We start from the raw sequence: 16164 nt of genomic DNA, 5'->3' as shown, positions 1-16164 counted from the left end.
CATTCGTTAGAGAAATCGCCATGCCAGTGAACCTGTCCGCTCCCGATCCTGCCGCCTTGTTCGCGGTGCCCGGCGTCCGCATCGGCGTGGCCGAAGCAGGCGTACGAAAGGCCAACCGCAAGGACCTGACGGTCGTGCTGATCGACGAAGGCTCGGCGGTCGGCGGGGTGTTCACCCAGAACCGTTTCTGCGCCGCGCCGGTGCAGGTCTGCCGCGACCACCTGGCCGCGAACTACGGCATCCGCGCGATGGTGATCAACACCGGCAATGCGAACGCCGGCACGGGCGAAGACGGCCTGATGCGCACGCGCTCCACCTGCATTGCGCTCGCGCGCAAGCTGGAGATCGCGCCCGAGCAGATCCTGCCGTTTTCCACCGGCGTGATCATGGAGCCGCTGCCCGTCGACCGCATCGAGGCGGGCCTGCCGGCCGCACTGGCCGATGCCGATGCGAACCACTGGGCGCGCGCGGCCGAGGGCATCATGACCACCGACACGATCCCCAAGGCCTTCAGCCAGCAGGTGCAGATCGGCGGTGCCACGGTCGCCATCACCGGCATCAGCAAGGGTGCCGGCATGATCCGCCCGAACATGGCGACCATGCTGGGCTTCATGGCGACCGACGCGAAGATCGATCCCTCGCTGATCCAGCCGCTGGCCAAGCTGTTGGCCGATGCTTCGTTCAACCGCGTGACCATCGACGGCGACACCTCGACCAACGACTCGTTCGTGGTCATCGCCACGCAGAAGGCGGCGCACGCCCCCATCACCTCGCTCGACTCGGCCGATGGCCAAGCGCTGGTGGCCGCGATGCAGAATGTGGCTCGCCAGCTGGCGCAGGCCATCGTGCGCGACGGCGAAGGCGCGACCAAGTTCATCACCATCCAGGTCGACGGCGGCAAGGACGCTGCCGAGTGCAGGCAGGTGGCGTACGCGGTGGCGCATTCGCCGCTGGTCAAGACGGCCTTCTATGCCAGCGACCCGAACCTGGGCCGCATCCTCGCGGCTGTGGGCTACGCGGGCATTGCCGACCTCGACCAGACCGGCATCGACCTGTTCCTCGACGACGTGCACGTGGCGGTCAAGGGCGGGCGCAACCCGTCGTACCGCGAGGAAGACGGCCAGCGCGTGATGAAGCAGAGCGAGATCACTGTGCGCATCGGCCTGGGCCGCGGCAATGCCAGCGAGACCGTGTGGACCTGCGACTTCAGCCACGAATACGTGACGATCAACGCCGACTACAGATCCTGATGACCCCCACGCTCCGCACTTCGTGTCGTCGCTGCCCCCCGAGGGGGCGCTCTACGCTCTTCGGACGGCCGGGCGGGCGCAGATGAACGAGCAGTTCCAGAAGCTGCTCGAGCGCGCCGAACAGCTGATCGGCCGCATCGAGTCGATCCTGCCGCAGCCCCTGGCCGCGCCCGCCGACTGGAACGCGTCGATCGCCTGGCGCTACCGCCGCCGCAGCTCGGGCCACGGCGTGCTCGAGCCCGTGAAGCACGTGGCCGCGATGGCACTCGACAGCCTGAAGGAAATCGACGTCCAGAAGGAAAAGATCGAGCGCAACACCCGCCAGTTCGTCGAAGGCAAGCCGGCCAACAACGTGCTGCTGACGGGCGCGCGTGGCACGGGCAAGTCGTCGCTGATCCGCGCCTGCCTGCAGGCCTACGCGCCGCAGGGCCTGCGCCTGATCGAGGTCGACAAGGCCGAACTGACCGACCTGCCCGACATCGTCGAGGTGGTCTCGCAGCGGCCCGAGAAGTTCATCGTGTTCAGCGACGACCTGAGCTTCGACGAGGGCGAGCCGGGCTACAAGGCGCTCAAGTCGATCCTCGACGGCTCGATCGCGGCCTCGACGCCCAACGTGCTGATCTACGCGACCAGCAACCGGCGCCACCTGCTGCCCGAGTACATGAAGGACAACCTCTCGTACACCCACACCGAGGATGGCGAGGTGCATCCGGGCGAAGTGATCGAGGAAAAGATCTCCCTGTCGGAGCGCTTCGGCCTCTGGGTGAGTTTCTATCCCTTCAGCCAGAACGAGTACCTGGCGATCGTCGCGCAGTGGCTCTCGTCGTTCGGCGTGGACAAGGCTGCCATCGAGGCCGCGCGGCCCGAGGCGCTGGTCTGGGCACTGGAGCGCGGTTCGCGCAGCGGCCGCGTGGCCTACCAGTTCGCGCGCGACTACGCGGGCCGGAGCAACGCGTGACCGAAGCGCGCAAGCACACCGAGGTCGCGGTTGGCGTGCTGATCCGCCTGTCCGACGACGCACTGCTGCTCTCGACCCGGCCCGAAGGCAAGGCCTATGCGGGCTACTGGGAGTTTCCCGGCGGCAAGATCGAGGCGGGCGAGACGGTCGAACAGGCATTGCGGCGCGAGCTGCATGAAGAGCTCGGCATCACCATCGACGGCGCCGAAGTCTGGAAGGTCACGGAGCACGACTACCCGCATGCGCTGGTGCGCCTGCACTGGTGCAAGGTCACGGCCTGGAGCGGCGAGTTCGAGATGCGCGAGGGCCAGCAGATGGCCTGGCAACAGCTGCCGCTGGAGGTGGCGCCGGTGCTGCCGGGTGCCTTCCCGGTGCTGCAATGGCTGTGCGAAGAGCGTGGCCTGCCGTTCGTGGCGCCGCCGGTTGTCGCGCCGGCTTCCTGATTGATGCACCCCAAGTACCGTCCGGACATCGACGGGCTGCGCGCCATCGCGGTGAGCTCCGTGCTGGTTTACCACGCCTTCCCGAAGGCGCTGATGGGCGGTTTCGTCGGGGTCGACATCTTCTTCGTGATCTCGGGTTTCCTGATCACGACCATCATTCTCCAAAGCCTCGCGGCGGGCGACTTCACCTACCGCGACTTCTACGAGCGGCGCATCCGGCGGATCTTTCCGGCACTGATCGTTGTGTTGCTGGCAACGCTGCTTGCCGGCTGGTACCTGCTGCTGTCCGACGAGTTCGCCGAGCTGGGCAGGCAGACCGTGGGCGGCACGACGTTCGTCGCCAACCTGGTGTTCTGGGGTGAATCGGGCTACTTCGACACGGCCGCCGAAACCAAGCCGCTGCTGCACCTGTGGTCGCTGGGCATCGAGGAACAGTTCTACATCTTCTGGCCGCTGCTGCTTGGGCTCGCATGGCGCAAGCGCTGGCCGATCGTGCGCGTGGTGCTGGCGGTGGCGGCGGTCTCGTTCGTGGTGAACGTGGCGACGGTGCACCCGCTGCCGGCGGCGTCGTTCTACTCGCCGGCCTCCCGTTTCTGGGAGCTGATGGTCGGCGGCATCCTGGCCTGCATGCGGCTGCGCCCGCCGGCGCCCAGCGCATGGCGCAGCCATGTGCAGTCGGTGCTGGGCGTCGGGTTGATCGTGCTCGGTCTGGTGATGATCCGCAGCAACAAGGCGTTCCCGGGCTGGTGGCCGCTGCTGCCCACGCTGGGCGCGGTGAGCTGCATCGCGGCGGGGCCGGCCGGCGTGCTGAACAGGTACCTGCTGTCGAACCGCGTGATGGTGTGGGTCGGCCTCATCAGCTATCCGCTGTACCTGTGGCACTGGCCGCTGCTGGCGTTCGTGCGCATCGTGGAAGCCGATCCGCTGCATCCGGTGCCGGCCTACCGCGCCGCCGCGTTGGTGGCGAGCGTGCTGCTGGCCTGGGCGACGTACCGCTTCGTGGAGCGCTTCGCGAGGAATCGTCCGGGTGCAGGCACGTTGAAGGCGCTGGGCGCCGGCATGGTGCTGGTGGCCGTGGCGGGCGCCGCCATCTTCCTGGGCGTGCCCGAGCCGCGCAACAGCAGCCCCAAGCTGCAGACCGTGGCCAACGCCACGCTGGACGCCGATTACTACGGGGGCTTCAAGCTCGACCAGATCGGCGAGCAACTGATCTACAAGGTCGGTGGCGGGCCTAGGCGGGTGCTGTTCCTGGGCGACAGCCACGTGCAGCAGTACGCGCCGCGCGTGATGGAACTCGCACGCACGCTGGCGATGGAAGGCAAGTCGGCCTGGTTCGCGACCCAGGGCGCCTGCCCCGCGGTGCCCGGCGTGTACGCGGACAAGAACATCGGCTGCGCCGAGCGGCGCGACGCGATGCTGGCCTATGCGCTGGGCCCCGAGGTCGACTCGGTGGTGATCGGCGGTTGCTGGAACTGCTACTTCGTCGGCCAGGGCGCCACCGACTACTACTTCCGCGACAGCAGCAACAAGATCCACCCGTTCCAGAACGGCGACGGCATCGAGCGTTCGCTGGCTTCGATGGAGTCCACGCTGCGCGAGCTGGCGCGCCACAAGAAGGTCTACCTGCTGCTCGACAACCCTGCCGGCACGGAGTTTTCGCCGAAGCGCCTGATCGAGGGCAGCCGCCTGACGCACATGGAGGTCATGACCTCGACGCCGACGGCGCCGCTGCCGGCCGACCAGAAGCAGCTCAATGACCGGCTGCGCGCGATCGCAGCCGCGAGCGGGGCCGAAGCCATCGACGCCATGGCGGTGCTGTGCAAGGCCGACCAGTGCTTGCGCACGATGCCCGACGGTTCGCCCGCCTACAAGGACGCCGACCACCTGCGCCCACGCTACACCCGGGAAGAGGCGAGCTACTTCGACCGCACGGTGCGCACCGCGCCTGCCGCACAGCAGCCGTCGCGCTGAGCGGGCCTTCGCCAACCATGCATCCCAAGTACCGCCCCGACATCGACGGCCTGCGTGCCATCGCGGTGGGCTCGGTGCTGGCGTACCACGCCTTTCCGAGCCTGCTGCCGGGCGGCTTCATCGGGGTCGACATCTTCTTCGTGATCTCGGGCTTCCTGATCACGACCATTCTTCTGCAGAGCCTGGCCGCGGGCGATTTCAGCTACCGCGATTTCTATGCGCGGCGCATCCGGCGCATCTTTCCTGCGCTGGTGCTGGTGCTGCTCGCGACGCTGGCTTTCGGCTGGTATGTGCTGCTGCCGGGCGAGTTCTCGCAGCTCGGCAAGCAGACCACCGGCGGGGCCGCCTTCTTTGCCAACCTCGTCTTCCTGGGTGAGGCGGGCTACTTCGATGCGACGGCCGAGACCAAGCCGCTGTTGCATCTGTGGTCGCTGGGCATCGAGGAGCAGTTCTACATCTTCTGGCCCCTGCTGCTGGGGCTGGCCTGGCGCAGGCGCTGGCCGATGCTGCGCGTGACGCTGGCGGTGGCGGTGATCTCGTTCCTGGTCAACGTGCTGACCGTGCAGCCGCACCGCGCGGCGGCGTTCTATTCGCCGCTGTCGCGTGCGTGGGAGCTGATGGCCGGCGGCCTGCTGGCGGCGATGCGGCTGCAGGCCGCCAGCAATGGTTCGGCGCAGCCGCGTCCGTGGACGAAGCATGTGCAGTCCGTCGTCGGCATGGGCCTGATCGTGCTCGGCCTCTTCATGACGCGCAGCACCAAGGCGTTTCCGGGCTGGTGGGCGCTGCTGCCGGTGCTGGGCGCGGTGAGCTGCATCGCCGCCGGTCCCAACGGCGTGCTCAACCGGTATCTGCTGTCGAACCGCGTCATGGTGTGGATCGGGCTGATCAGCTATCCGCTGTACCTCTGGCACTGGCCGCTGCTTTCGTATGCGCGCATCGTGGCGGGCGGGGAGCCGCCGCTGCAGGTGCGCATCGTGCTGGTGGTGGCGGCAGTGGTGCTGGCCTGGGCCACTTATCGTTTCCTGGAACGCTTCGTCAAGCTTCATCTCTCGCAAGGCATGCTGCGCGGACTCGCGGGCGGCGGCGCGGCGCTGGCGCTGGCCGGCGCGCTGGTCTTCCTGGGGACGCCTCCTCCGCGCAACGACAGCCAGGCCCTGCAGGCGGTGGCCGACGCGACGCGCGAAGACAACTACTACGGCGGCTTCGAGGAGACCGCGCTGGGCGGGCAGTTCGTCTACCGCGCCGGCAGCGGCAGGCACAACGTGCTGCTGATCGGCGACAGCCACGTCGAGCAATACGCACCGCGCGCGCTCGAGCTGGTGCGCACGCAGCCCGGCAGGGCCCGCACGGTGTACTTTGCGACCAAGGGCTCGTGCCCGCCCGTGCCCGGCCTGTTCAGTAGCGCCGACACGGGGTGCGAGGAGCGGCGCCAGGCCGTGCTCGACCTGGCGCTCAAGCCGGACATCGATTCGGTGGTGATCGGGGGCTGCTGGAGCTGCTATTTCACCGGCGCCGGGCCCACGGTGAACTACTTCCTGGACGACCGGAAGGCCGTGCACCCGTTCCTCAACGGGGACGGCATCGAGCTGTCGCTGAAGTCGCTGGGCGAGGTGCTGAAGCGCCTGTCGGCGCACAAGACGGTCTACCTCGTGCTCGGCAATCCGGTCGGGATGGATTTCGATCCGCTCAAGCAGATCCAGGGCAGCCGGCTCGGAGGCATGACGGCCGCCGGCGGACAGCTCAAGGCCCCGATGCCGCAAGACCAGGCCGTGCTCAACGCGCGGCTGAAGCAGGTGGCCGAGGCCAACGGCGCACGGGTCATCGAGCCTTTTGCGAGCCTGTGCGCCGATGGCCAGTGCATTCGCAGCATGCCCGACGACGGGTCGCCGGCCTACAAGGACATCGGCCACCTCCGGCCCAGGTATGCACGCAGCTTTGCGACGTACATCGACCCTGCATTGCTCGACGAGGACGCCGGCGGCAAGTAGCCCTGCGGCGGCCTACTGGATCTTCGGGTCGCCGAAAGGCTCGTCGTCCGGCGGCGCTTCGGCCGGCATGCGGAATTCTTCGCTGGCCCAGGCGCCCAGGTCGACGCCCTTGCAGCGCGCGCTGCAGAAGGGCCTGTAGGCGTTGCTCGGCGCGTAGATGCTGTCGCCGCCGCATGTGGGGCAGCGGACGATCCGCTCGCCCTTGCTGTTCAACCGCGTTGTCATGCGCAGAGGGTCAGCTCGAAGGGCGCGTCGTTCGAGCTTTGATGAAGGCGGTCGTCCGCGTCGTGGTGCATCAGGCGCACCGAGACCATGAGGCGGTTGCCGCTGATTTCAGGGATCAGGCCGAGCTTGGGGTCGATGCGCAGGCGCAGCAGCTGGAAGCTGCGGCCCTGCGGCAGGTTCTGCTGGAACTGGCCATTGCTGGCGATCACCTTGTAGGGCACGTCGGCGTCGCGCAGCAGCTTGAGCAGCAGGTAGATCGACGAGGCCAGCGGTGAGAGGGTGTTCGACCAGCGTTCGAGATCGGCGCGGCGGCTGGCGGCGGGGCGGTGCTGCCAGGCGTAGTAGGCGGGCAGGTCGAACTCGCAGGTGCCGCCCGGGATGCCGGCGCGGCTGCGAATGCTCATGAGCCACTCGTTCTCGGTCAGCGCCTGGCCGGCTTTGCCGGCCACGCTGTTGAGGGCGGTGAAGTTGCCTTCGAGCTGGCCGACGACCTGGTCGAGCACGGCCTCGGCGATGGCCGGATTACCCCGGTAGCTGTTGAAGACGTTCTTGTGCTTGTCGAGGTCGCGCAGCACGTCGGCCTTGAGGTCGGCGCGCGCGGCGACGTCCATGATCTCGAAGATCGTGACCAGGGCGTAGTGATGGGACAGCGGCGATTCAGCGGGCACCAGCTCGCCGAGGCGGCGAAACAGGTGCTCCAGCCGCAGGTACGTGCGGATGCGCTCGTTGAAAGGGTACTCGTAGAGGATCACGCGTATCGGTTTTTCACGTCGGGTTCGGGCTCATTGCGATTTGGCGACCGGTGGCGGGAACACCTCGCGCACAGCCTCCAGCATACGCTGCCCAAAAAGAATGTAACCCCGGGTCGAAACGTGGGTCTCGTTGGCGGGGAAAAGATCCTTCACCTTGAATCGGTTCTGCTCGGCCAGCGCAAACAGGTCCGGCCCGATATTTTGCGGGTTGAATGCGGCGCGGAATGCATCGGCATGGTTTTGTTGCAAATACACGGTGGTCTTGTTGGGCACGACCATCCACATCACCTTGTAGGGTGCGGCCGTGCGCTCGAAGCGCTTCATGAATTGCGCGGACTCGGCTGTCAGCGCCGCGTTGACACGGTCTTCGGCGGTCATCAGCAGTTTGTCGCAGGCGCGGTGGCTGAACTGCTTGCAGCCATCGGGCACCACGCGCGCGTCGATCAGCGGACCCCAGCGCTCGGGCGTGTTGGTCCAGCTGTCGGAGGCCAGGATGGCCTTGGTGTTGTGGTACGTGAACCAGCCGCTGAGCAGCTGGGCATCCCAGTTGAGCTGGAAGCCGGGCGCCGGCCTGGCCGGGTTCTCGAACGGCGGCGGCGTCGGCTTGAAGGCGTGCTTCATCGCCTTGCAGCTCTCGGACTTCTCGATGCGGTCCTGCAGCAGGCGCTCGATGCTCTCGACGATCACGACCTTGCCCTTGAAGCCCGACTTCTCGAGCCAGCCCGGGAAGTCGTCGCACAGCGTGCCGCCGAGATTGTCCCAGTGGGTGGTCGTCATCTTGTAGCCTGCGCCCACGAGGGACGCCTGCCAGGCGTAGCGCACGGAGAAGCTGTCGCCGATCACCAGGATGTCGGATTCGTTGATTGGCCAGGTCTTGACGTCGGCGTCGGGAATCGGCGGCGGTGGCACTTGCCAGCCGAATTCGCGCTCCGAGATGCGGCCGATGCGGGTCAGGTCGCCGTAGGGAACGGGGGTGAAGAGGCTGGCGACCAGCAGCGCGCAGCACACCAGGTAGCCCGCGGCGAAGATGCGAAGCCAGGTCCTGGCCGATTTCGTGTCTTCCATCTCAGCTCTCCACTGCACTCCGAATGGTCTCCAGCGCATGAACCGGGCATGCTCCATTCGCGGGACGCCGTGGAACCGGCTTTGCCGGGCCACCGGCGTCGCCCCCGGCGAGGGGGTAGGAGAAGCGACACGAAGTGCGCGAAGCCTGGGGGAGATTCATTTCAGAACTGGAAATAGAGGAACGGGCTGTAGCTGCCGAACTTCGACACGCACAGGCCAAAAAGATAGACGCAGCCCAGGCCCGTGACCCAGGTGGCCAGGCGCTGGAGGCGGGGGCGTCCGGCCAGGCCCGCGACGTTGGGAATCCAGCGGTCGAGCGTGATGGTGGGCGGCAGCGCCAGGCAGATCACCAGGCCGGCGAAGACGGTCTGGAAGAACTCGGGCTTGCGGAACGGCACGCGGAATTCGCTGAAGGCCGACACGGGCGCGCCGTGCAGGCCCAGCATGCCCTTGTAGATCTCGACGGCGGCCGTCATGCTGTCGGCCCGGAACACAACCCAGGCGATCATGACGCACAGGAAGGTGATGAACCAGCCGGCCACGCGGCCGAGCACCGTGCTTCCGGTCTTGCCGCGCCGGACCTTCGCGTTCCAGAAGTGGTTGACCATCAGGTACGCGCCGTGCAGTGCACCCCAGATGACGAAGGTCCAGGCCGCGCCGTGCCACAGGCCGCCCAGCAGCATCGTGAGAAAGAGATTGATGTAGCGCCGCGCCGGGCCCTTGCGGTTGCCGCCGAGCGGCACGTAGAGATAGTCGCGCAGGAAAGTCGACAGCGAGATGTGCCAGCGCCGCCAGAACTCGATCATGTTGGTCGACTTGTAGGGCGACCTGAAGTTGAGCGGCAGCTGCACGCCCACGCACAGCGACAGGCCCACCGCCATGTCGGAGTAGCCCGAGAAGTCGAAATAGATCTGCAGCGTGTAGGCCAGCACACCGAACCAGGCCGTGTACAGCGAGGGCATCACGCCTTCGTGCACGCCCTTGAACATCATGTCGGCGTACTGCCCGAGCGGGTCGGCGATCAGCATCTTCTTGGCCAGGCCGAAGACGAAGATGCCCAGTCCGAGCGCCACGTTGTTCGCGTTGAATCGGTAGGTGGCCGGATTGTTGAACTGCGGCATCATCTGCGCGTGATGCAGCACCGGGCCCGCGATCAGGTGTGGGAAATAGGTCACGAACAGCGCGTAGTGGACAAAGCTGCGCTCGTGCACCTTGCCCTGCCAGCAGTCGACCAGAAAGGCGATCTGCGTGAACGTGTAGAACGAGATGCCGATCGGCAGCACGATGTGCACCAGATCGATCTGCGAGAAGCCCGCAGCCGCCAAGCCGGCATCGACGTTTTCCAGGAAGAAGTTGGCGTACTTGAAGACGGCCAGCACCCCGAGGTTGACCACCAGCGCGATGATCAGCAAGGCCTTGCGATGCTTGTCCTCGCGGCCCGGAGAAGGCGTCAGCCGCAGCCCGAACCAGTAGTTGATGCAGATCGACCCCAGCAGGAGGGGCAGTGCCTTGACGCTCCACCACCCGTAGAAGAACAGTGACGCCAGTGCCAGGAAACCCGCCGCCGACCGGGGGCTGCGCGTACCGATCAGGAAGAAGCCGATCAGGACCAGCGGGAAGAAAACGAAGATGAAGGAATACGAATTGAAAAGCATCGTGAGGGGCGCTGAGGCGTGCGCCGTTTGACGTGGTCGTCGTGTAGCCGTCGCGGCGTCAACGCCAAATTATCGCGTGCCTGCCCGAATCCACCGTTCCCAGAGACCCTGAACCTGCTGGCCGAGTTCCTCCAGCGTCAGGGACTCGTTGAAAATGACCGCATCGGCGGCGGCCCGGCGTGCCGGGCGCGTGGCCTGCTGGGCAATCACCGCCTTGACCGCTTCGGGTGCCCAACCCGAGCGTGCGACGACGCGTTTCAGCTGCGTTTCCTCGGTGGCGTCGACCACCAGCACCCGGTCGACGAGGGCGCGCCAGCGGCCGGATTCGACGAGCAGGGGAACATCGAACACGACGACCGCGTCCTCGCCGGCGGCCGCGGCCAGGCGCTGCGTTTCGGCGCCGATCAAGGGGTGGAGGATGGATTCGAGGCGGGCCTTGGCGCCTGCATCCGCGAACACGATCTGCCGCATGGCGGCCCTGTCCAGGCCGCCGTCGGGGGCAATGATTTCGGCGCCGAAAGCGGCTTCGAGGGCCGGCATGGCAATGCCGCCCGGGAGCGCGATGGCCCGCGCGATGGCGTCGGTGTCCACCAGCACCGCCCCCTGGGCGACCAACAGCCCCGCGACGGTACTCTTGCCGCTTCCGATACCGCCCGTCAGGCCGATGCGCCGCACCATGCGGTGTATCAATGGATCAGTGCGCCGAGGGGAAAGGCGAACGGAATCCATTGCCTCACGATTTCGGGGCCCGCCACGAGGCAGACGAGGCCCGCGCCGGCCAGGAAGGGGCCGAAGGCGATGGGAATGTCCTTGTGCGCCAGTTTGCCGGCGACGCGCAGCGTCACACCGATCACCGCGCCCACCAGAGAAGAGACGAGGATGATCGCGATGAGGTAGTCGGCGCCGAGCCAGGCGCCCAGCGCGGCGAGCAGTTTGAAGTCTCCATAGCCCATGCCTTCCTTGCCCGTAACCAGGCGAAAGCCATGGTACACAAGCCAGAGGCTCAGGTAGCCGAACACGGCACCCCAGACGGCAGAGCTCAGCGGCACGCCGGTCCAGCCCATGGCCGCACCCACCAGGCCGAGCCAGAGCAGGGGGTAGTTGAGCGAGTCGGGCAGGAACTGGGTGTCGAAATCGATCAGGAACTGGCAGATCAGCAGGGCGCCGAATGCGGCCCAGAGCACCCCGGCCGGTGTGATGCCGAAACGCCAGGCGCAGAGCGCGAACAGCGCGCCCGTGACCAGTTCGACCAGCGGGTAGCGAGGACTGATCGAAGTCTTGCAAGACGCGCAGCGCCCGCGCAGCACGAGATAGCTCAGCACGGGGATGTTCTCGTACCAGCGGATCTTGTGCCCGCAGTTTCCGCAGCGCGATGCGGGGCGGGTCAGGTCGAAAGGGGGCTGCGCTTCGAGGACTGCGGCGGCCTTGTCGGCAGCCGCTTCCAGCCCCGCGGGAGGCGACACCTTTGGACCGAAGGCCAGCGACCACAGCGAGGGCGCATCCTTCGACGGCATGAGGTTGGCAACGGCATCGGCGAGCCAGTCGCGATACATCATCACCGGTGTGCGGTAGATGACGACGTTCATGAAACTGCCGATCAATAGCCCCAGCACACCGGCGAACGCGGTGTCGAACTCCCTCGAAACGAGCATCAGACGACCTGGCCGAGCTTGAAGATGGGCAGGTACATCGACACCACGATGCCGCCGATGATGGTGCCGAGGAACACGATGATGATGGGTTCCATCAGGCTCGAGAGGCCCGCGACCATGTCGTCCACTTCCGATTCGTAGAAGTCGGCGGCCTTGCCCAGCATGTGGTCGATGGAGCCCGATTCCTCGCCAATCGCGGTCATCTGGATCACCATCGACGGGAACAGGTTGGCGTTGGTCATGGCCGAGGTCAGGCTGGTGCCCGTGGAAACCTCCTGCTGGATCTTCGCCGTGGCGTCGCCATAGACACTGTTGCCCGAGGCGCCGCCCACCGAGTCGAGGGCCTCGACGAGGGGGACGCCCGCCGCGAACATCGTCGCAAGCGTTCGTGTCCAGCGTGCAACGCAGGATTTCTCGATCAAGGTGCCGAAGATCGGAATGCGAAGCAGCAGGCGGTCCATGACCTTCTGCACGCGCTCGTTGCGCTTCCACGCCTGCATGAAGAAGTAGAGGCCGCCGCCGATGCCGCCGAAGATCAGCCACCAGTACGAGACGAAGAATTCGCTCATGGCCATCACGAACAGCGTTGGTGCGGGAAGGTCGGCCCCGAACGAGGTGAACACCTGCTTGAACGCGGGAATCACGAAGATCATGATGATCGCGACCACCACAAAGGCCACGACCACCACCGAGGTCGGGTACATCAACGCCGACTTGATCTTGGATTTGATCGCCTCGGTCTTCTCCATGTACGTGGCAAGGCGGTCCAGCAGATCTTCCAGAATACCGGCCGCTTCGCCGGCCTCCACCAGGTTGCAGTAGAGGTTGTCGAAATACTTCGGGAACTTGCGGAAGGCGGCCGACAGCGAGGTGCCGGTTTCCACGTCGCTGCGGATGTCGTTGAGCAGCTTGGCCACGCTCGCGTTCGCATTGCCGCGCCCGACGATGTCGAAGGACTGCATCAAGGGCACGCCGGCCTTCATCATGGTCGCCAGCTGGCGCGTGAAGATGGCGATGTCCTTGGGCTTGATCGCCTTGCCGGAGCGCATGCGGCGCTTCTTGATCTTGGAGGCGAGCACGCCCTGGCGGCGCAGTGCAGCCTGTACCTGGTTTTCGCCGGCGGCCCGAAGTTCGCCGCGCACCGCCTTGCCGTTGCGGTCCTTGCCTTCCCATTCGAAGACAAATTCCTTGTGCGTGGGCTGGGAGCGGGTGGATGCCACTGTTGCCATTCGATCTCCGGTTCTCAGTGTGTGTTCGTTATTCGTTGGTGCAGGCCACCACTTCTTCCAGCGAAGTGAGACCTTGCATGACTTTTCGCAGACCCGACTGGCGCAGCGAACGCACGCCTTCTTTTTCGGACTGCTGAGCGATGTCGAGCGCGCTGCCGTCGCGCAGGATGATTTCCTGGATGGCTTCCGAGATCGGCATCACCTGGTAGATGCCCACGCGGCCCTTGTAGCCGCCGTTGCAGGCGGAGCAGCCGACGGGGCGGTAGGGCTTCCAGGTGCCGTCCAGATCTTCTTCCCTGAACCCTGCGTCGAGCAGCGTTTCGCGCGGAACGTCGGCCGGCATGCGGCAGAGGGTGCACAGCCGGCGGGTCAGGCGCTGCGCGGTAATCAGGATCACGCTCGATGCGATGTTGAACGGCGCGATACCCATGTTGCGCATCCGCGTGAGCGTCGTCGGCGCGTCGTTGGTGTGCAGCGTGGAGAGCACCAGGTGGCCCGTTTGCGCGGCCTTGATCGAGATGTCGGCGGTTTCGAGGTCGCGGATTTCGCCGACCATGATGATGTCCGGATCCTGCCGCAGGAAGGCGCGCAGCGCGGCCGCGAAGGTCAGTCCCGCCCGTTCGTTGACGTTGACCTGGTTGACGCCGGGCAGGTTGATTTCCGACGGATCTTCCGCCGTCGCGATGTTGACGCCCGGCTGGTTCAGCAGGTTCAGGCAGGTGTAGAGCGACACCGTCTTGCCGGAGCCCGTGGGACCGGTCACCAGGACCATGCCGTAGGGCCGGCCGATGGCGTGAAGGAGCCGTTCCTTTTCGTCTGCGTCGTAGCCCAGAGCGTCGATGCCCAGGCGCGCGCTGCTGGGGTCAAGGACACGAATGACGATCTTCTCGCCGAACAGCGTGGGCAAAGTGCTCACGCGGAAGTCGATGACGCGATCGGGCCCGATCTTGAGCTTCATGCGGCCGTCCTGCGGCACGCGCTTCTCCGAGATGTCGAGCCGCGAGATGACCTTGATGCGCGACGCCAGTTTGTCCTTGATGACGGTGGGCGGGCTGGCGATTTCGCGCAACTCGCCGTCGATCCGGAACCGTACGCGGTACTGGTGCTCGTAGGGCTCGAAATGGATGTCCGATGCGCGCATGCCGATCGCGTCGAGCAGCATCTTGTGGAGAAAGCGCACGACCGGCGCGTCTTCGACTTCGGCGACCGCCTGCTCGTTGCTGTCGCCCGAGGTGTCGGCCGTGACGTCGTCGAACTCGAACTCGCTGCCGACGATGTTGTTGATCGTTTCCGCTGCACTGACGGCGGCGGCTTCGATCATTCGCGACAGCTTGTCGTATTCCGCGATGACCCAGTCGACGCCCATCTGGGAAGCGAACTTGATCTTCTCTGCCGCCTGTTGGTCCGAGGGGTCGGCTGTTGCAACAATCAGACGGTTGTTGCGCTTGCTGAGGACGACGATGCGGTACGCATGGCACAGCTTCGGGTCGAGCAGGTCCTTGGGCAGGCGCTGGGGATCGATTGCGTCGAGGTCGAGCAGCGGGGCGCCGAAGGCGGTGGAAAGGGTGTGGGCGAGATCGGCGGCCGAGACGGCGCCAGAGCCGGTCAGCTCCGCGATGAAGCTGGTGCGGCCGCTCAGGGACTTCTGGTAGATGTCCTCGGCCACCCTGGCAGGAAGCTTGCCTGCCGACACCAGGGCGCGTGCAAGCCCCGGGAGGGCAATCTGCGAGGTTTCTTTAACTGGAAGTTCGGCTGCGGCCATTCAACGGATGAAAAAGATGTGAAAAAATGCTTCACGATCATCGCTGAACAGTCCTTTGCTGTAAATCGCTACACAGCAACAGGCATGGCCATTTACTTATGCCAGCCAACGGCTGGTCGGGGTGAGAGGATTCGAACCTCCGGCCTCTACGTCCCGAACGTAGCGCTCTACCAGGCTAAGCTACACCCCGATGGTTGCAAGAAAAAAGAGAAATCGTCCTAGATGCCAACTCAGGTGAGGTGTTCAGGCACGTCGCTCAAGCAACTGAGCCGCCAATTGTAGCAAACCTGAAGCATGCAAATTGGACGGGAGGTCCTTCAATGCATGAATTGCTCGCTGTGCCTCGGCGGCGGCGGCGGCGCGCGAGGCAGCAAGGGCGCCGGTTTCGCGCACGATCTCGACGATCTTGCCCAGCTGGGCGGTGTCGCCCGCTTGGATGGCGGCGCGCACCAGTTCGCTCTGCGCCGGGGTTCCGTGCTGCATCGCGAAGATGAGCGGCAGCGTGGTCTTGCCTTCGCGCAGGTCGTCGCCGACGTTCTTTCCTGTCTCGTTGGCATCGCCCGCGTAGTCCAGTACGTCGTCGATCACCTGGAAGGCGGTGCCGAGCGCCTGTCCGTAAGTGGCGCAGGCTTCCTCCACTTCGGCGGTGGCGCCCGCCAGCACGGCCGCCAGGCGGGTGCTGGCTTCAAACAGCTTCGCGGTCTTGGAGCGGATCACGCGCAGATAGGCGGCCTCATCCAGCGATGCGTCGTGCATGTTCATCAGCTGGAGCACCTCGCCCTCGGCGATCACGTTGGTTGCTTCGGCCAGGATCTGCATGACGCGCATGTTGTTGGCATCCAACATCATCTGGAACGCGCGCGAATAGAGAAAGTCGCCGACCAGCACGCTGGCCGGGTTGCCGAACGATTCGTTGGCAGTCGCCCGGCCGCGCCGAAGGGTCGATTCATCGACCACGTCGTCGTGCAGCAGGGTGGCTGTGTGGATGAACTCCACGACGGCCGCCAGATTGAAGCGCTGCTCGCCCGTATAGCCCAAGGCGCCCGACATCAGCAGCAGGAGCGCCGGCCGCAGGCGCTTGCCGCCAGCCGAGATGATGTATCTTGAAACTTGGCTGACCAGCGGCACGCCCGTGTCGAGGCGGCGGGCGATCACACGGTCGACTTCGACCATGTCGCCGGCAATCAGGTCCAGCACGGTGGCGGTGGGGGAGG

14 protein-coding genes and 1 tRNA gene are annotated in these 16164 nt (G+C 65.8%); 5 read left to right on the top strand and 10 right to left on the bottom strand.

Annotated features, from left to right (window positions below):
• Positions 1-20: 20 nt before the first annotated feature.
• From argJ to ACCC97_RS22960, 5 genes are all read left to right on the top strand, one after another.
• Positions 21-1250, top strand: coding sequence for a bifunctional glutamate N-acetyltransferase/amino-acid acetyltransferase ArgJ (argJ, locus tag ACCC97_RS22980; protein ID WP_413335221.1), 1230 nt, complete (start codon positions 21-23; stop codon positions 1248-1250).
• 82 nt (positions 1251-1332) lie between these two features.
• Positions 1333-2208: an ATP-binding protein gene (locus ACCC97_RS22975; RefSeq protein ID WP_042673371.1), complete on the top strand. Its 876-nt coding sequence runs from the start codon at positions 1333-1335 to the stop codon at positions 2206-2208.
• Positions 2205-2651, top strand: a complete 447-nt coding sequence (locus ACCC97_RS22970) for an NUDIX domain-containing protein (RefSeq protein ID WP_007833225.1) — start codon at positions 2205-2207, stop codon at positions 2649-2651. Before ACCC97_RS22975 ends, ACCC97_RS22970 begins: the two co-directional genes overlap by 4 nt.
• A 3-nt stretch (positions 2652-2654) precedes the next feature.
• Positions 2655-4622 (top strand): acyltransferase family protein, encoded by a 1968-nt coding sequence (locus tag ACCC97_RS22965; protein WP_413335243.1) that lies wholly within the window; start codon positions 2655-2657, stop codon positions 4620-4622.
• Between the two features lie 17 nt (positions 4623-4639).
• The gene (locus ACCC97_RS22960; RefSeq protein ID WP_413335219.1) at positions 4640-6610 is read left to right on the top strand and encodes an acyltransferase family protein; all 1971 of its coding nucleotides are present in this window, start codon (positions 4640-4642) and stop codon (positions 6608-6610) included.
• A gap of 12 nt (positions 6611-6622) precedes the next feature.
• Here ACCC97_RS22960 and ACCC97_RS22955 read toward each other — a convergent pair whose 3' ends face one another.
• The 10 genes from ACCC97_RS22955 to ACCC97_RS22910 all read right to left on the bottom strand — a co-directional run.
• Positions 6623-6835, bottom strand: coding sequence for a DNA gyrase inhibitor YacG (locus ACCC97_RS22955; protein ID WP_007833230.1), 213 nt, complete (start codon positions 6833-6835; stop codon positions 6623-6625).
• Positions 6832-7587 (bottom strand): cell division protein ZapD, encoded by a 756-nt coding sequence (zapD, locus tag ACCC97_RS22950; RefSeq protein WP_007833232.1) that lies wholly within the window; start codon positions 7585-7587, stop codon positions 6832-6834. The genes ACCC97_RS22955 and zapD overlap by 4 nt, the downstream gene beginning before the upstream one ends.
• Positions 7588-7617: 30 nt before the next feature.
• On the bottom strand, positions 7618-8652 hold the full coding sequence (locus ACCC97_RS22945; protein WP_007833234.1) for a hypothetical protein: 1035 nt from the start codon (positions 8650-8652) through the stop codon (positions 7618-7620).
• A gap of 161 nt (positions 8653-8813) precedes the next feature.
• Positions 8814-10307: an MBOAT family O-acyltransferase gene (locus ACCC97_RS22940; RefSeq protein ID WP_413314775.1), complete on the bottom strand. Its 1494-nt coding sequence runs from the start codon at positions 10305-10307 to the stop codon at positions 8814-8816.
• Positions 10308-10376: 69 nt separating this feature from the next.
• Positions 10377-10985 (bottom strand): dephospho-CoA kinase, encoded by a 609-nt coding sequence (gene coaE / locus ACCC97_RS22935; protein ID WP_007833238.1) that lies wholly within the window; start codon positions 10983-10985, stop codon positions 10377-10379.
• 8 nt (positions 10986-10993) lie between these two features.
• Positions 10994-11959: a prepilin peptidase gene (locus tag ACCC97_RS22930; RefSeq protein ID WP_056594048.1), complete on the bottom strand. Its 966-nt coding sequence runs from the start codon at positions 11957-11959 to the stop codon at positions 10994-10996.
• Entirely contained in the window at positions 11959-13188 is a 1230-nt protein-coding gene (locus ACCC97_RS22925) for a type II secretion system F family protein (RefSeq protein WP_007833240.1), read from the bottom strand. Before ACCC97_RS22925 ends, ACCC97_RS22930 begins: the two co-directional genes overlap by 1 nt.
• A 28-nt stretch (positions 13189-13216) precedes the next feature.
• Positions 13217-14950, bottom strand: a complete 1734-nt coding sequence (gene pilB, locus ACCC97_RS22920; protein WP_413314776.1) for a type IV-A pilus assembly ATPase PilB — start codon at positions 14948-14950, stop codon at positions 13217-13219.
• 113 nt (positions 14951-15063) lie between these two features.
• A tRNA-Pro gene (locus ACCC97_RS22915) sits at positions 15064-15140 on the bottom strand.
• Between the two features lie 53 nt (positions 15141-15193).
• On the bottom strand, positions 15194-16164 hold a 971-nt coding region (locus ACCC97_RS22910), incomplete at its 5' end, for a polyprenyl synthetase family protein (protein ID WP_413335217.1).

This window comes from Variovorax sp. Varisp85 (assembly GCF_047304045.1).
Taxonomy (GTDB): Bacteria; Pseudomonadota; Gammaproteobacteria; order Burkholderiales; family Burkholderiaceae_C; genus Variovorax.
This window is presented reverse-complemented; position numbering and strand designations above follow the sequence as displayed.

What these genes read in the sequence shown, in the direction of transcription:
- argJ (WP_413335221.1), top strand. Translation starts at nt 21, where the DNA reads ATGCCAGTGAACCTGTCCGCTCCCGATCCTGCCGCCTTGTTCGCGGTG.
- ACCC97_RS22975 (WP_042673371.1), top strand. Translation starts at nt 1,333, where the DNA reads ATGAACGAGCAGTTCCAGAAGCTGCTCGAGCGCGCCGAACAGCTGATC.
- ACCC97_RS22965 (WP_413335243.1), top strand. Translation starts at nt 2,655, where the DNA reads ATGCACCCCAAGTACCGTCCGGACATCGACGGGCTGCGCGCCATCGCG.
- ACCC97_RS22960 (WP_413335219.1), top strand. Translation starts at nt 4,640, where the DNA reads ATGCATCCCAAGTACCGCCCCGACATCGACGGCCTGCGTGCCATCGCG.
- ACCC97_RS22955 (WP_007833230.1), bottom strand. Translation starts at nt 6,835, where the DNA reads ATGACAACGCGGTTGAACAGCAAGGGCGAGCGGATCGTCCGCTGCCCC.
- ACCC97_RS22945 (WP_007833234.1), bottom strand. Translation starts at nt 8,652, where the DNA reads ATGGAAGACACGAAATCGGCCAGGACCTGGCTTCGCATCTTCGCCGCG.
- ACCC97_RS22940 (WP_413314775.1), bottom strand. Translation starts at nt 10,307, where the DNA reads ATGCTTTTCAATTCGTATTCCTTCATCTTCGTTTTCTTCCCGCTGGTC.
- coaE (WP_007833238.1), bottom strand. Translation starts at nt 10,985, where the DNA reads ATGGTGCGGCGCATCGGCCTGACGGGCGGTATCGGAAGCGGCAAGAGT.
- ACCC97_RS22930 (WP_056594048.1), bottom strand. Translation starts at nt 11,959, where the DNA reads ATGCTCGTTTCGAGGGAGTTCGACACCGCGTTCGCCGGTGTGCTGGGG.
- ACCC97_RS22925 (WP_007833240.1), bottom strand. Translation starts at nt 13,188, where the DNA reads ATGGCAACAGTGGCATCCACCCGCTCCCAGCCCACGCACAAGGAATTT.
- pilB (WP_413314776.1), bottom strand. Translation starts at nt 14,950, where the DNA reads ATGGCCGCAGCCGAACTTCCAGTTAAAGAAACCTCGCAGATTGCCCTC.